The sequence below is a fragment of the Gorillibacterium timonense genome, assembly GCF_001457415.1.
Lineage (GTDB): Bacteria > Bacillota > Bacilli > Paenibacillales > NBRC-103111 > Gorillibacterium > Gorillibacterium timonense.
Window position 1 is genome coordinate 2,038,239 of sequence record NZ_LN881724.1, and the last position, 19,364, is coordinate 2,057,602.

Below are 19,364 nucleotides of genomic sequence, written 5' to 3' on the forward strand. Positions count from 1 at the left end.
TTGATGGAAAGAAGGATTCCACCCGTCCGGAACCGTTCCGAATCGGGTAGAATCCGTTTGTCTTCCTCACCAGACATTCAAGATCCATTCCTTGTTGCGCTTGTATTCCATATCGGTGAAGAGGGTGTTCGCCATCTCCTCCGCGAGCCAGATTGCTCCTTCATAACCCACTACCGGATGGCGATAGAAACCGGCGCGGTCGTAAACCGGAAATCCGACGCGAACCATCGGCACGTTGTTATCGATGGCGACAAATCGCCCCTTGGAATGACCGAGAATCAAGTCAAGCTCCAGCTTCTTCTCCTTGATCCGGTTCTCCAACACCATCAAGTCCGCGTTCAGCACAATTTCCATGTCGAAATCGACGTTGGCTTGAAGCTGCTTAATGCGGGGATCATTCTTGTAAGTGGTGTTGTCGTCTCCCAAGAGCAGCAGGACCGGCTTCATCTCCAAGTCGATGCAGAATTCCGCAAGCCCGATCACCAGATCCGGATGTCCGTAAATGGCCACCTTCTTGTCTGCAAGGAACATATGCACCAGATCAGCCAGCGCATCAATGGCAACCCCGCGTTCATGCACAAGGGATTTGGGAATGGACTTTCCCGTCAGTCTCTTAACGTTGTTAAGGAACAGGTCGGTGTTGCGGATACCGATCGGTGTCGGCCCGATGATGGCCGGAATGTCAAATTCATTTTCCAAGTACTTGGCAGCCTTGCCGCCTTCGTACTTATTCAAAGCGATCGTTCCGAGGGCGTTCGCCGTTCCCTGCAAATCCTCCACCGTCGTGCTGCCGTGCGATTCTCCGCTCTTGTCAGGAAGAATCGGGGAATCGAACGATTCGATCTCGAAGAGGACGGTCGCATCGACCTCCATGACAGCAAGCAGGTGCTTCAAGGCTTTGACGTCTCCCGGATTCACCCAGCCCGTGATCAGATTGAGCTTGCCGTTCGGCTTATCTTTCTTCGCAAAGTGAGAGACGAAGGACTCCACCGCGACGTCATACCCGCTCACTTGGCTCCCGATGAAGCTCGGACTGTGAATGGGGACCAGATGGACTTCCCGGCCCGCATACTTATCCTTCAGCAGTCCCCGATTTAGCTTGTTCACGACCCCGTCGACGTCATCGCCGATGACCTCGGTCGAGCAGGTAGTGATGATCGGGACAACCTTCACATCCGGGTAGCGCATGAGCAGCACATCAACAGCCGTTTCCACCCGATCCAGCGCTCCGAATACCGCGCCGTCCTCGTGCACAGAAGAGGAGGCAAGCAAGAAATTATCTTTAAAATGTTGGGAGAACAGCAGGCGAACGAACATGACGCAGCCTTGCCCCCCGTGGACGATGCCGATGCAATCCTTGATGCCGATGCTCGCATATTGCGCGCCTGCCGGCTGGCAAGTAAAGATCGGGTTGATGACGCCGTTTCGCTCCTTTTGGACGACTTCACAACTCATGCTATCCCTCCCATCGAATGGCTTCTCAATATTGCTTTACGGTCAATTCTTCGTTTAATGAATGAGTGATGGTCACGTAATCGATCCGGTCCTTCAAGGCTTGCATGAGCTCCTTGATCGCGTCCTTTTCCATCGATGCAATCCATGGAAAATGAGTCTGATAAGCTTCCGCCAGCACAACTGCGTCCACCCAATAGCACCGTTCGGCGGGAGTGGAATTGTCGACCGGCTCTCCAGTGAGAAGCTGCATCGTCTTCGTCAGGATCCGTTCGTTTTGCCGTTCCCGGTCCCAAGCGCGGGAGTGGAACTGCCACAAGCATTTTTTCATGATGTAGTTTTCGAGCTGAGCGACACGGTCCTTCATCAAATCGTCCATGTTCCGTCCTCCCTCCTGTTCAGGCTTTGGTCACTTGCCGTTCAAATTCCGGATAGCTGCGTTCCCGCAGCTTGCTGACCGAATCGAAGCCGCCCGAGTATTGGCGAAGTTCTGTCGAAGACTTGATTTCTTCGCTCAATGTGACGTCGGACAGCATGCGCTGGGTCTTGAAGTTGTGGTCCGTCGGGATTTCATCCTCGCTGATATCGAGACCGGACAACTGATGAATCGGCGAATAGATGCCATTGTAGATGTCGCGGGCGAACCGGACCCAGCCTTCAAAGCCTTTGTACGGGCCGTTGTGGTAGGCATGAGCATTCAGATAAGGCACGCGCAGCTTCTTGGCGACTTCACCCGGCCGTTTACCGGTGAAGATGATGTCCGGCTTCAGCGTATTCATCGCTTCGATGCCTTCCAGCTCATTCGGATCGTCGATGGCGAGCGCCCCTTCCTCGCAGCGGGCGATGCCCTTCTCCATGTCGCCTTGGTGGCCGAATTTCGTGTATACCGAGACAACCTCGACCCCCATTTCCTCATGGATGACGTTGGCCCAATGCCACAGCTTAGAGCCACCCGGCCAGAGGCATACCTTCTTGCCCTTCAGCCGCTCCTTGTACCAATCCAGCTCCGGCTTCCACTTGGCTGTTTCCTCGGCGATGATCGCTTCCGCCCGATCCTCGATCCCGAAGAACAAGCCGATCTTCCGAAGGGAGGCGGATAGCGGCTCAAAGCCGAATCCGTCGATATCAAGCCGGGGAATGCCGTAGCGGACACGAAGCTCGTTGCAGATGTACTCAGCCGAACGGGCGCATTCCAGAACGTTCAAATGAGCGCGATGCATGGCCCGAAGATCATCGTAGGAGCCGTTGCCGGTAAAGGTCGAGAGCACCTGGATGCCCATCCGCTTGAAGTAATCCTGCATAACTTCTTGATCGCCCTGGATGTTGTACTCGCCCACGTAATTGATGACGTAATCGCTTGTGATCTCCGGTTCGACATTTCCTACCTTTTGGTTAATCCAAGCGATGTTGATCTTGTGATGCCCTCCGGATTGGCTCGGGCCCGCGAAGCCGGGGGAGTTGCAGACGAAGATATCCACCTCCGGCATTTCGTCCATCACTTCCTGGGCGACGGCATTGATATCATCGCCGATCAGAGCTGTAGCGCAAGTTTGATAGATCGTCATCCGCTTGATATCAGGGAAGGCTTGGAACGCTTCAACGATATTCTGCTTAAGCAGCCGCTCGGCACCGAAGACGATATGCTTCTCCTTTACATCCGTTGCGAAGGTATTCTTGAGCTGGAAGTTGTCGTTGTCGCTGATATACCGTTTGGTCTGCCAGGTGTCATAGGTACAGCCGACCGGCCCGTGGCTCATGTGAATGACGTCCTTCATGGGAGTGCCGATCACATGCTTCGCACCGCAATAGGCACAGCCCCGTTCCGAGATCGACCCCGGAATGGTATTCAGGTAACCGAGCGGAAGCGCCGACGTCAGATCCTCACAGGGTCCTTTTGACACGGCATGCTTTCCACGCTCCGGAATGCACTCGCTGCATTTGAATGTATGATAGGGCATGATTCCATTCCTCCTTTATCGTTAGAATGAACCGTTAATCCGCGATACCGTATTTCACGACCATCGCTTCCAACTCATCCATGTTGAGCGGCTTCGGGATGACGAACATCTCGTTCTCGATGATCTTCCTGCCGAGCTCGCCATATTCCTTCGCTTGTTCGTGGTCGGCATCGTATTCGACGACCGTCTTCTTGTTGAACTCCGCCTTCTGAACGATGTTGTTGCGCGGCATGAAGTGGATCATTTGGGTGCCGATCGCCGCTGTGAATTCCTCCAGGAACTCTCGTTCCCGATCCACGTTCCGGCTGTTGCAGATGATCCCGCCAAGCCGCACGCCGCTCTGCTTCGCATATTTGACAAGCCCTTTACAGATGTTGTTGGCTGCATAGATCGCCATCATTTCGCCGGAGGCAACGATGTATACCTCCTGGGCCTTTCCGTCGCGGATCGGCATGGCGAACCCGCCGCAGACGACGTCGCCGAGAACATCGAAGAAGACGAAGTCGAGATCATCCGTGTACGCTCCGTTGGCTTCCATCAAATCGATGGCGGTGATAACCCCGCGACCCGCACAGCCGACTCCCGGCTCCGGACCGCCGGATTCGACGCACTGGATATCCATGAAGCCGGACTTGACGATCTTATCGGTCGTGATGTTCTCCGCTCCGTCATCGCGAAGCATATCCATCAAGGTCTTCTGGTTCATCCCGCCAAGGATCATCCGCGTGGAATCGGCTTTCGGATCACAGCCGTGAATGAACACTTTCTTCTTGTAGTAATAAGCCATTGCCGCCGCCGTGTTTTGTTGCGTCGTCGATTTGCCGATACCGCCTTTTCCGTAGATCGCAATTTTTCTCATCGTCCTAGCTCCTCTCGTTTTTCGAATATTCTGATTTCTCTCTTTACGGAGATCGGTCACAATCTCCGCTCCGCCGTTCTTCCTATCCTGCGCCCTATGCCCTCGCTCACCTCCACGGCTTGATGGTTTCCATCTCTTTCGGTCGGTTGTCAGCTTTATCCGAATGATATTGCGTTATGTTTGTTAACATCAACATGTTGCTTGTTTGTTGGATTACACCTATACTAGCGAGATTTACCGGAAAACGTCAATAAAGTAAGCGCTTCACGAAAACGGATTAGAAATATGTACAAAATTAATGTTAGATTATATTACATATCGCATTTTTCTTTCCATCCCTTCCCTTTTTCAATACGCTTTCAAAACCAGCTATTCCCGGGGTGACCTCGAATCAGCGAAAAATGGGGAACCCATCGTGTTCCTCCCTTCATTCCCCGTCTCTCATTCGCTTTATTCCAAAAAAATAAACCGGGTCAAAGACCCGGCTGACATCATGCGAGCGATCCTCTATCCTCCAACAAAGCTGCTCTTCAAGAGTGTTGGCCATGCTTAAAAAGAGCCTGAGGATCCGCAGCGTTCTCTTTGGCGGTCAAATGCTTCGGAACAATCCGGTAGACAGCAACTTTGTTTCCATCCATGGAAGAACGGTATCTCTCAACCAGGAGAGGGGCGATCGGCTGCTTGTAGAAGCCTGGGGTGAATTTCTCCATCAGCTTCTGCAACGCCTCTGCTGCTTCCTCCGCCTCCTTCACCTTCTCGGCAGTTCCGAAGAGCATGACGCTCATGTAGGAGGTGTCGGCCTTGCAGGGAACGGGATCGGTAACCGTTCCGTATTCATGATAAACGGTAAAGCTGACGTTCGGATTTTGCTCCAGCAGACGGACCTTTTTGCCCGAGCCCATTCCGTGAAAATAGATGGAATCCCGGTGCCAAACATAGTTTACAGGAACGGCATAGGGGTATTCATCACCGGAAATTCCTACAACCCCGACGCGAGTCTCTGCCAAGAAAGCATGGATCTTCTCTTTGTCCTCGCAGTTTCTCTGCTTATAACCGACATGCTCCATCTCGTTCCCCCTCCTGATCCTTATCCTTTGAAGCGAACTTCTCTTCCAGACGGCTGAGAAAGGTATCCATCCATGCTTGATTCGCCGTTACATCGTCGGGATGAGCCAGGATCTCGTCCGGGAGCTGAATATACTCTCCCCCGCTCAATACCTCGGGAGAAGCTTCAATATAGCCCTTCAGCAGCTCATCGGTATTCTCAAGGTGAAATTGGAAGCCAAACACATGATCCCGGTAGGAAAAGGCTTGTTGGCGACAAGCCGTGCTCGCCGCGAGTATCTTCGCATCCGGCGGGAGCACGCTAAACGTGTCATAATGCCAATGAAAGACGACGGAAGTCGCCGGAAAATGGGAAAACAGAGGATTCGTCTGCGCATCCTCCGTCCACACAATCGGCCACCAGCCGATCTCAGGAAGGGGATTGGCCGTTACCCTACCTCCGATTACATCGGCGATGAGCTGGCTCCCGAGACAGATGCCGAGAACCGGCTTAGCCAGGTCAATGGCTTCCCGGATAAACGCCTTCTCGGCAGACAGCCATGGATAATGCTCTTCCTCGTAAATATTCATCGGCCCGCCCATGATGACGAGCCAATCGAAGTCTGTCTGATCGGGAAGGCTCTCTCCAGCGCTGAATAGAGTGCGGGTGACCGAATGGCCGTGCGACTCAGCCCAGTGCAGGATGCTCCCCGGCGATTCAAGCTCAATGTGCTGCAAGTAATGTAGCCTCATGCTTCTTCTCCCTTCTCATCATCATCGGAACGGAGCATTGCCCTCAGCAGCCAGAGCGGTGGATGCTCCATGAGCATCAGGCGCATCTTCTCCAGCTGGGCGATAATCTCCGTCCCTGCATTCACCTTAATCGTCATGATCCCGGCGTTCATCAGCCGCTGGACAGCCTCATTGCCAATGGTGCTGACGAACAGCAGCTTGCAATCTCGAATCGCATCGACTCGACTTTGGATTCGCTCATGTCCATGCGTTTCTTCCGAATACTCTGGCATCGAACGAGATTCCAGCCATTTGTAGCCGTTTGCCGAGAAGGAGAAAATCGAAAAAGACGAGCATTGGCCAAAATGACAGTCCAGGTATTTCCCGTTGATCGAGGCGAATGCGATCTTCAACTCCAAGATCTCCTTTCATTTTTAACCCATCATACTTCCCCCTCTCTTCTATTTTCAATGGATTTTTCCTTTCGTTTGGTACTTTGTCATTTTTTACGTGAGCTTTTCTTACAAAATTCTATCATTTTGAACCTAAACCTCAAGATGATAACGCTATCAGACAAAGGGATGGTGAATGGAAAAAGAATGCTCCCCGGGTGCTCAACGATAGCAAAAAAAACAGCCCGAACGAAATCGAACGGGCTGGGGTCGGAATGATTAGGATGACATGAAGTCACCTATAGTCTCGTGCATACGAAGTGACGTATCCGATTTACTTGTGCTTTGGAAGCTGCTTGACATATTCGTCCGAGAGCTTCATCCATTCCAGGATATACTCGTAATCTCCCTTGTACTTGGAGAAATCTTCGATCTTTTCATGTGTTTTCAGCGAGTAGGCGGTGCCATCCTCAAAGCCCGTACCGGGGATGAACAGAATCTCATCATTGTAAAAGGAGCCGGTTGGCAAGTAATACCGCATCCCGACGACGTTCCGTTCCGCATTGAGCAGATCTCGTCCAAAGGGAACAAATTCATCCTCCGACCAGGAAAGGCCAAGCAAATTCGCCACCGTCGGCAGGATATCCACTTGTCCGCCTGTCCGTTCGACTCTCTTCCCCTCTTGACCCGGGGCATGAATGATGAGCGGAATGCTGAAGCGTGTAATTTGCGAGTGATAATCGATTCCGAGCTTCTTCGATACATCTGCCGGATCGTTATCTTTCGCCTGCAAGCCAAAGTGATCACCATAGAGAACAAGGATGGTATTGTCCCACAGCCCTTGATCCTTCAAGCCTTGAATGAGCTTGCCAAGCGCTTTGTCCGTGTAATGGACGGCCTGCAGGTAGTTACCAAGTTGGGTGCCGGCGATATCCTCAGGAAGGGTGAGCTCCTGCTTGTCCTCCGGAATTTCAAAGGGATGGTGGCTGGACAGCGAGACGAACTGGGCATAGAAGGGTTTTCCAGCAGCCGATGCTTCCTTTATCTTTTCCAGCCCGACCCGGTACAATTCTTCATCGGATGCACCGAAGCTATTGAAATGATCGTTGGTGAAAAAGGGCTTATCGTAATAGGTTGAAAAGCCGAGAGCGGGATACAGCTTGTCCCGATCCCAGAAGGTTACGTCATTGGGATGGAGCGTCATGGTCGTATAGCCCTGTGCGCCGAGCAGCTTGGGCAGCGACGGAAGGTCCTTATCTGAATAGCCCTTGGACATGGCGACGGCCGCAGTCGGATAGATGGACGTGTTCGACATAAACTCGGCATCCGACGTATTTCCTTGGCCGATCTGCTGGAACACCTGCGGAAAATAGAAGCTATCACTCACCAGCCCGTTCATCACCGGCGTGATCTCTTGACCGGCGACGCTCAACCCGATGACGAAGTTCTGAGTCGCTTCAAGCTGAACCATGATCAGGTTCTTTCCCTTTTCGCTGCCGAAGTAAGCAGGATTCTCCACGGTGCTTGTCGAAGAGGAAGAAGCAAAGGCGGGTACCACCTGCTCCTCCAGCTTCTCTTTGGTTGCGGGAATATCCTTCAAAGCCACATCGGGCTTTTCCCTCTTGGCGGAAAAGGCATTCCAGAGAACCGAGGCCTGATAGTTCGTGAAGCCGACCAGCTCCGCTCTCTTCAGTTCATTGGTCGTGTCGGCGGATGCCCGTACCGTAAATACCGAGAATATCAGAGCGATTGAAACCAGCACGGTAGCGACGGAATAAGGCAATTTGAATGGAGCCGGGACCTGCTCATAAGCGAGCATCCACTGGTCTCTCCGTTTTTTCCAAAGATGAATGCCCCAACCGATCGCAAACAAAACGAGATCTGCGAAATACAATGCCTCCAGCGGCGTAATCAGCGATTTAACGGAGCTCTTGACGGCTGGAAGCTGGTTCAACTCAAACAGAGTCGTATAGGTCGCGACGGATCCAAAATAGCGGAAGTATACCGTGGCTCCCAGCAAAGTCAGCGTTGCGATCAGCCAATACACACCGTATAGGACTTGCCTTACCCGGCGATGCGGGATAAGCTCAATGATACAAGAAATGAGAAGTGCGCTTAAAAGATCAATGATGAGACTGCGAGGGCTTGTACCCGAAAAAACCGTGAATCGAAAAAGCTCTGCCTTAGCCAACACGAGTAACGTGACGATGAAAAAGGGGCTTTTTCGTATAAGGCGTGCGAGTTCGGACACGACCTCCCCCTCCTTTTGCGATTGGATTTCGAAGCATGCCGAAAATGCCGTGCTGCGGAAAGCTAGCATCTCAACAGATAAACAAAATTGTAGCAAAATTGCACAGCGGTCGCTAGCGATTGTAAAAAATTTATTAATTTCGCCACGGCCTTAAGGAGGATAAATGGAAATTGCCTTCCAAAACAGTAGTGCCTGCCGTAATGGTTTTGATATGCTTAACTGTTCTGGCTGTCTATGTCGTTCAATCTCAGTGGAATCCCGGCGCAAGGCCGTTGAGTGCGTCCGGAGTGCCCGTGGACGGTAATGTGGACGTTAAAGAGCCAGTCGCTCCGACAACCCGAAACGAACAAGCCGTCATCGCATCCGCCGACTATTCCAAGCTCCCCGCATCGGCTCGCCTTGATGTGCCCATTGTTTCCCAGTTGCCCGAGCTGTTCAACGGCTGTGAAGTTACCAGCCTTACCATGATGCTGATGTTCGCGGGGATCGATACCGATAAAATGACTCTCGCTCGAATGATTGATAAGGACACATCCAACCTCATCTACAACCCAGATGGCTCCATCCTCTCGTGGGGAAATCCGCACAAAGGCTTCGTCGGGGATATCACCGGGAATTCAAAGGGCTTCGGGGTCTATCATGAACCGATCGCCAAGCTGCTGAATGACATCGCGCCCGATCAAGCTCTCGACCTCACCGGTAAACCGTTTGAAGAAGCGCTTGTTCAGGTGGCTGCGGGGAAGCCCGTCATTCTCTGGGTCAGCTCCAACTTCGGCCCACTCCAAAGCGACAGCTGGGTGACTTGGAACAGCAAGGAAGGCAAGGTCCGCATTACGTGGAAGGAGCATGCGGTCGTCTTGACCGGCTATGACGAGAAAAATCTCTTCATTAATGATCCGCTCGACGGAACCAAGGACAAGAAGGTCAACCGGGAGCTGTTCATTCAGTCCTGGAAGCAGATGGGCGAACAGACCGTAACGTTTAAGTGAATGCGGAAATACAAAGCGCAAGGCTTCCCTGCTCTGGGAGCCTTGCGCTTTTTTGGTTCTCAGATCATGTAAAAATTAACGTCATGTTCAAGGAAAGATGCGGGCCGCTCTCAGCCGTTCGCTGTTTCCACTTCCGGGAGGGAGGTGCGATTTCCAGCTGCTTGGATGACGTTACGGGCAATCCAGACTCCCGCCGCGCCCGCTTGTGCAAGCCCCCGGGTAATTCCCGCGCCGTCTCCCCCGCAGTAGAGGCCGCCGATCTCCGATTCGAACGTCTCCTTCAGCTTCGGCCGCGCCGAATAGAACTTCGCTTCTACTCCGTAGAACAAGGTATGTTCAGACGCTATGCCAGGCGTCACCTTTTCAAGAGCCTGCATCATTTCTATCAGGCTTTTCATCGTATTGTAAGGAAGCACCAAGCCGAGATCTCCGGGCACTGCTTCAGGCAGGGTCGGCTCGAGGAAGCCTTCCTTAATGCGAGCTGCGGTGGAGCGCCGACTTTTGAGAATATCCCCGTACTTCTGAACGATCACCCCGCCGCTGGACAGATCATTGGCCCGCTTGCAGATTTCCCGCGCGTATTCATTCGGCTTGTCGAACGGGTCTGTGAAGGTATGGGATACCAGGAGCGCAAAGTTCGTGTTGGCGGAACCGAGGGCGGGGTCCTTGTAGGAATGCCCGTTCGCGGCCATGATGCCGGAATGGTTCTCGACGACGACATGTCCCGAAGGGTTGCTGCAGAATGTACGAACCCGGGTACCGACCGATGTATTGAAGATAAACTTGCCTTCATACAAATGCTCGTTGATCTCGCGCATCACGACATCAGAGGTTTCTACGCGTACGCCGACATCCACCTGGTTGTTGTACATGTGAAGCCTGCGCTTTTTCAAGAGCTGCGTCAGCCATGCGCTGCCGTCTCTCCCCGGTGCGATCATCACGGCTTCAGCCTGAAGGCTTTCGCCGTTCTTCAGCTTGATTCCCGTCACCCGGTGGGTATCCCCCTCCTTGACGGTTTCGATATCTTCCACTTCCGTCTTGAATCTCATTTCGACCTTGCCCTGCAAATAGTCATAGATCGACTTCAGGATGAGCAGGTTCTCTTCCGTTCCCAGATGACGGACTTCCGCACGCAGCAGCTTCAAGCCAGCCGCATAGGCACGCTGCTCGATGCTGCGCACCGCTTCGGTTCCAGGATCGGTCAAGACGGGAGTCGCGCCATGATTCAAATTGATCTCATCCACATAGCGGATCAGCTCCTTCACCTTCGAGGGAGCGAGATAGTCCGTCATCCAGCCGCCGAATTCGGTCGTGATGTTGAACTTCCCGTCACTGTAAGCGCCCGCTCCGCCGAAGCCGCTGGTGATCGAGCAGGCAGGCAGACAACCGGCAAATTCCTTTCTTCCGGCCGGAGGCGGGCAAAGCTGTATTTTCTCTTGCAGAATGGGGCAATTGCGTCTATGGATATCATGTCCTTTATCAATGAGGAGCACCTTGGCTCCCGGCGCTTTCAGCGTCATTTCGTAGCAAGCGAAGATCCCGGCAGGGCCGGCACCGACCACAATCAGATCGTAGGGTTTCATCCGCTTCATCCTCCTTTATCGGATTAACGACAACAAAAAATCCCAGAAACGCAGCTGCCGCAGGAATAACGGACAAAGTCTGCGCTGGGAATCGGGATCGTTTCTCTCTCTTTCTCTCTTCCCTAGTTACTATATCCGAACAATCTTGTTTTGTCAAACATTAACGTTCGGATTTATGGCATTATTCTAAGAGACTGCCTGATCATATCAGCTGAACACGTCTGTTTTGGCATATTATTGCGTCGGAGGTATAATGAGAAAAAACCGTTAATACGAAGGGAAGCGCAGGAATATGCCCATCATGGAAGTAACCATCGTTCCGGTCGGAACGGAAAGTCCAAGTGTGAGCCGGTATGTGGCTGACATTCACCGGGTGCTGGAGAGTGCGATAGAGCCGGTGAAGGTTCAACTCACACCCATGAGCACCATCCTGGAGGGAACCCTTGAGGATTTATTCGCGGTCGTCCGCCGAATGCACGAGGTGCCTTTTGAGAAAGGTGCTATGCGGGTGAATACGTCCATTCGGATCGACGAACGCCGAGACAAGGAATCCACCATGGAATCCAAGCTCGCTTCCGTCCGCGAAAAACTGCAGGAGTAGCCACTTTCGATGCATCCAGAGTATGGAAAACATAAAACCTCCACTCCCCTTTCATCCATGGGATGATCGAGGTGTGGAGGTTTTGAATGATTTGAAGCTTATTAGCAACCCGATTCAGGGTTTAAACTTCTACCGTTTCAAGCCCTTGTCGGATGCGCTCGCTAAATTCTTCTCCGAGCTTCTCCGCTGTGGGGACTCTTGGCAGCCCGGGCATGGTCATGATATCACCGGTTAGCGCGACGATAAAACCAGCTCCGGCGGACAGTCTCACTTCGCGGATGGTTACCGTAAAGCCTTCCGGACGTCCGAGAAGCTTCGGATTATCGGACAGCGAGTATTGAGTCTTCGCCATGCAGACGGGGAGATCGCCGTAGCCGATCTCGGCAAATTTCTTCAAGGAGCGCTCGGCAGCAGGAGTGAACAGCGCTTCGGCTCCGCCATAGATCTCACGGACGATACGGCTGATCTTCTCCTTAACGGGAAGCTCACGTTCGTAGAGGTAACGGAAGCCCGGACCTCCTTCCTCGACCAACCGAACCAAGGTGCGAGCGAGCTCAGCCCCTCCAGGTCCGCCATTCGCCCAGACCTGTGACAGCTCGGCCGGAACGCCGGCTGCCGCACACAAGAGCTTCAGCTCCGACAGCTCAGCATCCGTGTCGGTTTGAAACCGGTTGACGGCAACCAGCACCGGAACGCCGAATTTGCGGACATTCTCGATATGCTTCTCCAGATTGCGGAAGCCTCTGCGCAGCGCATCCAGATTTTCACTTTGGAGCTCGTCCTTGGCGGCGCCTCCGTTGTATTTAAGCGCCTTGACCGTCGCGACGATGACAGCCGCTGCAGGGGTAAAGCTGCCCGACCGGCACTTGATATCGAAAAACTTCTCCGCGCCGAGGTCCGCGCCAAAGCCGGCTTCTGTCACCACGTAGTCCGCGGTTTTTAGAGCGAGCCGGGTTGCGGCAACCGAGCTGCAGCCGTGTGCGATGTTCGCGAACGGACCGCCATGAACAAACGCCGGACAGCCGTCAATCGTCTGAACCAGATTCGGCTTAATCGCATCCTTCAGAAGCAGTGCCATGGCTCCATCCGCTTTCAACTCGCGGGCCGTTACCGGGCGCCCGTCATACGTATAGCCGATAATCATTTGGCCAAGCCGCTCTTGCAGGTCCTCCAGATCAAGGCTGAGGCACAGGATCGCCATGATCTCCGAAGCTACCGTGATAATAAAGCCGTCCTCCCGGGTTTGTCCGTTGCTCTCCCCGAGTCCGATCACGATATTCCGAAGGGACCGGTCGTTCATATCGACCGCTCGCTTCCATACGATCTTGTTCAGATTGATGCCAAGCGCGTTGCCGTAATGAATATGATTGTCGATCATGGCGGCAAGGAGATTGTTTGCTGCCGTAATGGCATGCATATCTCCGGTGAAATGGAGGTTGATGTCTTCCGCCGGAACGATCTGAGCCATGCCGCTACCGGTGGCTCCTCCCTTCATGCCCATGCAGGGTCCGAGGGATGGCTCACGGAGAGCCGCCGCCGCATTGATCCCGATATGATTGAGCGCTTGCGTCAAGCCGATAGTGGTGAGCGTCTTTCCTTCGCCAGCCGGCGTTGGATTCATTGCCGTCACCAGGATCAGCTTGCCGTCCTCCTTGTCCTTCACCCGGTCCCAAACTTCGGGAGCGATCTTTGCCTTGTATTTGCCGTACAGTTCCAAATCGTCTTCGTTCATGCCTAGCTTTGCCGCTGCCGCCTTGATCGGGTTCATTTCTCGCTTCACAGCTCCTATGGATGAGATCTTTCCGTCCATTATAGGATAGCCTCTCTCCAAAAGGCAATAACCGATTCCCCAACATTTGGCCGAACTCTCCATCTTTCGCTATAATAAAGCCATTCTTATCGAATGGAGGAAAGGAACTGCTCATGCCGATCCGCAAATGGGCTTGGATCATCTTGCCCTTGTTCCTGCTCTTTGCCTACGTATTAACCCAGTTTGTAACCACCTCTGTTCGAATAAAGGAATGGGTTGATCCGCTACGACCCGTTCCAGTGACGGAAGCTGCTTCGAAACGTGTGGTGCTCATCTCTCAGGAGCTTGACAATCCTTATTGGCGCTCGATCGGCGACAGCGCGTTAGCCGAAAGCAAACGCGTCGGCCTTGAACTTGATTACGTAGGACCGCTGCGCATCAATGCGGAAGAGCAGCTATCCCTGTTGGAGCAGGCGATCGCCTCTAAAGCGGATGCGATTCTTGTTCAAGGAACCGGCCTGGAGCGCTCCCGGGCTCTCATCGATCAAGCGGCAGAAGCCGGAATTCCCGTGCTCACGCTTGACGCGGATGAGCCCGATTCCCGTAGAGCTTCCTATATCGGAACCGATAACCGGGAGGCGGGAAAACAGATGGGCCGTCTGATCGCAGAAGCCGCGGACGGGAAGGCCGTTGTCGGAGTTCTGATCGGCACCACGGCGAGCGACAGCCAGAAGCTTCGTCTGGAAGGGCTGCAGAGCATCCTCTCGACCTATCCCGGCATCCGAGTGGCTGAAGTTCGCACCTCGAACATATCTCGGCTTCAAGCCGCCAGCGAAACCCGGCTCATGCTGGAGGCCCATCCTGCGATCACGGATGTGGTCGGGTTGAGCTCACTGGATGCGCTTGGCGCGATGGATGCAGTGGAGAGCTTGAAGGCGGAAGCCAGAACCCGGATCTACGCCTTCGATGATCTGCCGGACACCCGCAATGCGATCGAGGCTAGCAAAATCTCGCTCTCCCTTGTGCAGAAGCCTGAGCAAATGGGTGCGGAAGCGATTGTGATAACGGCAGACCTGCTTCGTGGAATATCGGTCCCCGCCAATCGGTATACACCGGTCACTGTTTTAGCTCCATCGGCAGCCGGGACGAAGGGAGCGGATTCGCCATGACCATTCGCACCCGCTTGCTCATCATCCTCCCTCTTCTCGTCCTGTTGATGAACCTCGTTGCGTTTTTTCTGTTTCAAAGCAGCAACCGGGTTCAAGACAGCTACAATCTGACGATGAAACGGGTTCTGCTCTACCAAAATACCGTCTCCGCCTCCGATCAGAGCTTGAAGCAGCTGTATGCCTTCCTGCTTCATCCAGTCGAAAGCATGACGCCAAGAGAAGCAGTTCCGGCTGATTCCACTTTGAGCGGGGTAAGAACGGAACTGAAGGCTAACGGGACAATTCAGACCGGCACATCGATCTTAACCGGGTTCGTTCATCTGACAGAAACCTTGTCCGAACAGATGGACCAATCCTTTCATCTCGCGGTTCAGGGGAACAGCGAGCAGGCGCTGAGCCGCTATCTCGCAGCCGAGAAGACAGCTGGCTTCATTCGATCGGAAGCACAAAGGCTGACCGATACGGAGCTCGCCTTTTTTCAACCGGTGTATGAGAACATTCACCGCGAGAATGCTAAGCTGTTCGGATACGGCATTGCGGTCTTCGCCTTTGGGACGGCTCTGACCCTTGCTCTGGCAAGCTGGATATCGCGCAGTGTGACCAAACCGGTTACCGAGTTGATGAAGGTAGCTTCTCGGGTATCAGCAGGAGAACTAGACGTAACGCTACCCGAGAATCCGTCCAATGACGAAATCGGCAGCCTGTACCGGTCCATCAACCACATGCTGGAGGAGCTCAAACGATCCATCGAACGGGATAATGATCTTCACGAGAAGGAAAGGCTGGTGAAGACGCTTGAGCTAGAAGCGCTCCAAAGCCAGATTCATCCGCACTTTCTGTTCAATACGCTGAACGTATTATCCAAGCTGGCGCTGCTTGAAAACGCCGAGCAGACAAGCGATCTCATCGTCTCGCTCTCCAATCTGCTCCGCTACAATTTGCAAACCTTGGACCGGCCGGTAACCATTCGGGACGAGCTTCGCCATGTACAGGAATATATCGCCATTCAAAAAGCGCGTTTTCGCGATCGGGTTTCCTTTGAGCTTACCGTAGATGAGAGCATGCTGGACCGCAGCGTCCCTTCTCTCCTGCTTCAGCCATTGGTTGAAAATGCCTTTACTCATGGGATTGCCGATATGGTAAGCGGAGCTGTCATCTCCATCGATGTTCGTGGTGAAGGCCTTGATCTTCTATTGACCGTTCGTGATAACGGAAAAGGGATGAGCGAGGAAACGCGCCGCGCTCTCCTGTCCGATGCGCAGCCGTCCTCACTGTCAAAAGGAGCTTCCACCGGGATCGGAACCCGAAACGTATTTAAGCGGCTGGAGCTACTCTACAACCGGAACGATCTCGTCGCAATCGAAAGCTCTCCAGGCCATGGAACTACCGTCAGGCTGATCATTCCAGCAGCCGGAAAGGACAATACCGATGTACCGAATTCTCCTAGCAGATGATGAAGACTTGGAACGAGAAGGCTTGGAGTGGATTATCCGACGCTCCTTCCCCGATCGCTTTGAGGTCATCCATGCCGCGAACGGACGAGCGGCCATAGAGAAAGCCGAGGACTTGCGGCCGCAAGTCGTCTTCATGGATGTGAATATGCCCGGCATTCAAGGCCTGGCCGCCCTACGCGAAATCCGCAGCCGTGCTCCTGAAACCAAGCTGGTTTTGGTGACGGCTTATGACTATTTTTCCTATGCCAAGGAAGCCGTCTCCCTCGGTGTGAAGGAATACATCGTGAAGCCGGCTCGGCAGGACCAAATCGTAACCCTGCTGCGCCAGCTTCTGGAAGAGCTGGACCAGGATAAGCTCAAGCGCGCCGAAGAGCTGGAGCTTCGCGACCGAATGTCCCAGCTCATGCCGCTTGTTGAGAATGAACTCGCGCTGATGGTTATGGCGAAACCGGCTTTGGATGACGAAGGCAAGCAGTTTGCCGCCTGGCTCCGGTATCCGCTCGACCGCGGAATTGCCGTTGTCGCCGCTTTCCCGGATTCCGGGCATGTCGGTCAGGAGAAGAAGCTGTTTCGCTCCTTCCATGGACTGGCGACAGCCTTCGGCCCCTCAGTCAGCAGCGCACTCATTAACCGACATATGGCCATCTTCCTGCGCAAGCCTCCAGGACCATCCGAGACAGATTGGCTCCAGGAGATCCGTTTCTTTGGCGAACAGCTGATCCGACAAGCCCAGCAGCTCTTCCACTTGTTTGTTACCATCGGCATCGGCACCTTGAGCACCGGTACGGAGGGGCTTCATCAGTCGTACTTTGAAGCCGTCTTTGCCTCGACATTCGGCGAGGAAGGCAATGAGCTCTGGCTGTTTGATGAGCTCAAGTCAGAGGACAGCGCTCGGTTCAAGCAGCATAAGGACCGACTCGCTTCTCCCGATGCAAGCCCGCTTTATGTCACACAAGCGCTCGAGCAGATTCGGGAAGAGCGCGAGCAAGAGACCGTTAGCGTGTTGGATAAGGCCCGTCAGTATATCCGCGAGCGATACGCGGAAGAGCTGTCGCTCGATGAGGTCGCGGATTACGTGCACCTCAATGCCTTCTATTTCAGCAAAATCTTCAAGCAGCAGTATGGTGAAACGTTCATCGATTATTTGACAGGCTTGCGTATCGCGAAGGCCAAGGAGCTCATTGAACGGGGCGAGCTGAGTCTGAAAGAAATTTGCTTCCGTGTCGGCTACAAGGACCCCAATTACTTCAGCCGGGTTTTTCGCAAGGTCACCGGAATTGCGCCGAGTGATTATCGGGAACGGCAAAGCTGACGAAATCAGACGCCTTCTTCCGCCACTCTCTCTTGTTTTTCGCTTGAAATCGTTGAAGTCCGGACCGATCGGTCTGGACTTTTTTGCTTTTCCCTGACAAAAGGATGCTAGCCGTCTTAAATATCGCTTTTGAAAGCCGTTCAGCGCATAGAAATGCGGGTTCCGGATAAATTCGTGCAGGTGATCGTTTCTCATGAATCATGAACCGCTTGTTATACTAAGCCCATAAGAAAGTGAGCGGCAGTCTTGATTCAGGATTGCCACATGAGAGGAGTCCACTGTGATGAGTACTTCCACGATCCCAACAGATTCGGGACCTCGTATGAAATTCGTCTTCCTGGTCACGGCCGTCGCTGCGCTTGGCGGTTTCCTGGCTGGTTTTGACACCGCTGCCATGTCCGGTGCGAACGCATTTTTGCGTGAACGCTTTGCTCTTAGCGACTTTATGCTTGGCTGGACCGTATCTTGCTTGATCATCGGCTGCGCGATTGGCGCCGCCTTCGCCGGAGCGCTCGGCGACCGGCTTGGCCGTAAGAAGGTGCTGATCGGCGCTAGCCTTCTCTTCATCGCCGGTATTGCCGTATCCGCACTGTCGCCAAGCCTCCCTCTTCTGATCGTCTTCCGGATGATCGAAGGGCTTGGACTCGGCCTAACTTCTGCCTTATGTCCGCTCTATAATGCCGAGATCGCCCCGGCCAAATACCGCGGCAGATTGGTCGCCATGAACCAATTGGCGCTGGTGACCGGGATCTTCCTCGGTTCGCTTCTCGCATACGGGATCACCGGCCTCGGTGACGAGCTGTGGAATCAGGCGACCGGCTGGCGGATTCTGCTCGGCATCGGCGTCGTTCCAGGTGTTCTCTTCCTGCTTTTGCTGTTTCTCGTTCCGGAGAGCCCTCGCTGGCTGATCAAGCAGGGCAAGCCGGAGAAGGCGCTGCCGATTCTGCTCAAGATTCACGGAGAAGAGCTGGCGCGCAAGGAAGTACTTGATATCAAGCAATCCTTCAAGCAAGAAGAAGGATTGGGGCATGCGACCTTGAAGGAATTGTTTGCATCCAAGCACCGGATCATCCTCGTCGTCGGCGTTATGATGGCCGTTCTACAGCAGGTGACCGGCATCAATGCGATCATGTATTATGCACCGACGATTTTCCGGCAGGCAGGAGCTGGAACGAGCGGTTCGTTGACGCAAGCCATCTTCGTCGGATTGGTCAATCTGCTCTTCACGATTCTATCGCTGTGGCTCGTCGATAAAGCCGGTCGCAAGCTGCTGATCTTGATCGGCTCCGCCTTTATGACCGTCAGCTTGACCGTGATCGGGTATGCCTTCTACAGCGGCAACACCTCCGGTCCACTCGTTCTAGCCGCCATTCTGGTCTATGTTGCCGCCTTTGCCGTATCGCTCGGCGCTGTCGTCTGGGTGATTCTCGCCGAGATATTCCCGAACCGCATCCGCGGCCTGGCTACAGCTGTCTGTACGATGGCCCTCTGGGCGATGGACTTTGTCGTCTCCCAGTCGTTCCCTTCTCTGATCTCTACCGCAGGCCCAGCTGTCACCTTCTGGATGTTTGCCGCGACTTCCTTGTTCACGTTCCTCTTTACCTTAGGAGTCGTTCCGGAGACGAAGGGAAAATCGCTCGAGGAGATCGAAGCGATGTGGGAGACTCATCGGCAAGACAAAGAAAACAAGGACAGATTGAAGACCAGTCTTCAGAAATCGTGATTGCTTTCATGAAGGAACGGGTATGGGAATCCTCCCGTTCATAAGCTCTGTCGATCGTTAGCAGGCACTGCAAAAAGACTTTCGCCCTCGGCACG

Annotated in this window: 16 protein-coding genes; 6 read left to right on the top strand and 10 right to left on the bottom strand. The window is 53.6% G+C overall.

Annotated features, from left to right (window positions below):
* Positions 1–66 precede the first annotated feature (66 nt).
* The 8 genes from anfK to BN2684_RS22040 all read right to left on the bottom strand — a co-directional run bounded on the left by anfK (position 67) and on the right by BN2684_RS22040 (position 8,688).
* A complete protein-coding gene (gene anfK, locus BN2684_RS22005) occupies positions 67–1,455 on the bottom strand; it encodes a Fe-only nitrogenase subunit beta (protein WP_058304222.1) in 1,389 nt (462 codons plus the stop codon).
* Between the two features lie 25 nt (positions 1,456–1,480).
* The gene (gene anfG, locus BN2684_RS22010) at positions 1,481–1,831 is read right to left on the bottom strand and encodes a Fe-only nitrogenase subunit delta (protein WP_058304223.1); all 351 of its coding nucleotides are present in this window, start codon (positions 1,829–1,831) and stop codon (positions 1,481–1,483) included.
* Between the two features lie 19 nt (positions 1,832–1,850).
* The gene (gene anfD, locus BN2684_RS22015; protein WP_058304224.1) at positions 1,851–3,410 is read right to left on the bottom strand and encodes a nitrogenase iron-iron protein, alpha chain; all 1,560 of its coding nucleotides are present in this window, start codon (positions 3,408–3,410) and stop codon (positions 1,851–1,853) included.
* Positions 3,411–3,444: 34 nt separating this feature from the next.
* Positions 3,445–4,269 carry a nitrogenase iron protein gene (gene nifH, locus BN2684_RS22020; RefSeq protein WP_058304225.1) on the bottom strand — a complete coding sequence of 275 codons (825 nt, stop codon included), beginning with the start codon at positions 4,267–4,269 and terminating at the stop codon, positions 3,445–3,447.
* 530 nt (positions 4,270–4,799) lie between these two features.
* Positions 4,800–5,336 (bottom strand): pyridoxamine 5'-phosphate oxidase family protein, encoded by a 537-nt coding sequence (locus BN2684_RS22025; protein ID WP_058304226.1) that lies wholly within the window; start codon positions 5,334–5,336, stop codon positions 4,800–4,802.
* Positions 5,317–6,066: a type 1 glutamine amidotransferase gene (locus BN2684_RS22030; RefSeq protein ID WP_058304227.1), complete on the bottom strand. Its 750-nt coding sequence runs from the start codon at positions 6,064–6,066 to the stop codon at positions 5,317–5,319. Before BN2684_RS22030 ends, BN2684_RS22025 begins: the two co-directional genes overlap by 20 nt.
* A complete protein-coding gene (locus BN2684_RS22035) occupies positions 6,063–6,458 on the bottom strand; it encodes a NifB/NifX family molybdenum-iron cluster-binding protein (protein WP_058304228.1) in 396 nt (131 codons plus the stop codon). The genes BN2684_RS22030 and BN2684_RS22035 overlap by 4 nt, the downstream gene beginning before the upstream one ends.
* A 313-nt stretch (positions 6,459–6,771) precedes the next feature.
* The gene (locus BN2684_RS22040) at positions 6,772–8,688 is read right to left on the bottom strand and encodes an LTA synthase family protein (RefSeq protein ID WP_058304229.1); all 1,917 of its coding nucleotides are present in this window, start codon (positions 8,686–8,688) and stop codon (positions 6,772–6,774) included.
* Positions 8,689–8,858: 170 nt separating this feature from the next.
* Between BN2684_RS22040 and BN2684_RS22045 the strand changes: the two genes are divergently transcribed.
* The gene (locus BN2684_RS22045) at positions 8,859–9,677 is read left to right on the top strand and encodes a C39 family peptidase (protein WP_148450051.1); all 819 of its coding nucleotides are present in this window, start codon (positions 8,859–8,861) and stop codon (positions 9,675–9,677) included.
* Between the two features lie 110 nt (positions 9,678–9,787).
* Here the strand turns inward: BN2684_RS22045 and BN2684_RS22050 are convergent, their stop codons facing one another.
* Positions 9,788–11,260 carry an NAD(P)/FAD-dependent oxidoreductase gene (locus BN2684_RS22050; protein WP_058304231.1) on the bottom strand — a complete coding sequence of 491 codons (1,473 nt, stop codon included), beginning with the start codon at positions 11,258–11,260 and terminating at the stop codon, positions 9,788–9,790.
* Between the two features lie 292 nt (positions 11,261–11,552).
* Between BN2684_RS22050 and BN2684_RS22055 the strand changes: the two genes are divergently transcribed.
* A complete protein-coding gene (locus tag BN2684_RS22055) occupies positions 11,553–11,861 on the top strand; it encodes an MTH1187 family thiamine-binding protein (protein ID WP_058304232.1) in 309 nt (102 codons plus the stop codon).
* Positions 11,862–11,982: 121 nt separating this feature from the next.
* Here BN2684_RS22055 and BN2684_RS22060 read toward each other — a convergent pair whose 3' ends face one another.
* Positions 11,983–13,629, bottom strand: coding sequence for a formate--tetrahydrofolate ligase (locus BN2684_RS22060; protein WP_058304683.1), 1,647 nt, complete (start codon positions 13,627–13,629; stop codon positions 11,983–11,985).
* A gap of 155 nt (positions 13,630–13,784) precedes the next feature.
* Here BN2684_RS22060 and BN2684_RS22065 point away from each other — a divergent pair, with 155 nt between their 5' ends.
* The 4 genes from BN2684_RS22065 to BN2684_RS22080 all read left to right on the top strand — a co-directional run bounded on the left by BN2684_RS22065 (position 13,785) and on the right by BN2684_RS22080 (position 19,269).
* The gene (locus BN2684_RS22065) at positions 13,785–14,780 is read left to right on the top strand and encodes a substrate-binding domain-containing protein (protein WP_058304233.1); all 996 of its coding nucleotides are present in this window, start codon (positions 13,785–13,787) and stop codon (positions 14,778–14,780) included.
* Positions 14,777–16,234: a sensor histidine kinase gene (locus tag BN2684_RS22070; RefSeq protein WP_058304234.1), complete on the top strand. Its 1,458-nt coding sequence runs from the start codon at positions 14,777–14,779 to the stop codon at positions 16,232–16,234. Before BN2684_RS22065 ends, BN2684_RS22070 begins: the two co-directional genes overlap by 4 nt.
* Positions 16,209–17,546 (top strand): AraC family transcriptional regulator, encoded by a 1,338-nt coding sequence (locus BN2684_RS22075; RefSeq protein WP_058304235.1) that lies wholly within the window; start codon positions 16,209–16,211, stop codon positions 17,544–17,546. The genes BN2684_RS22070 and BN2684_RS22075 overlap by 26 nt, the downstream gene beginning before the upstream one ends.
* A 283-nt stretch (positions 17,547–17,829) precedes the next feature.
* A complete protein-coding gene (locus tag BN2684_RS22080; RefSeq protein ID WP_058304236.1) occupies positions 17,830–19,269 on the top strand; it encodes a sugar porter family MFS transporter in 1,440 nt (479 codons plus the stop codon).
* Positions 19,270–19,364: the final 95 nt, after the last annotated feature.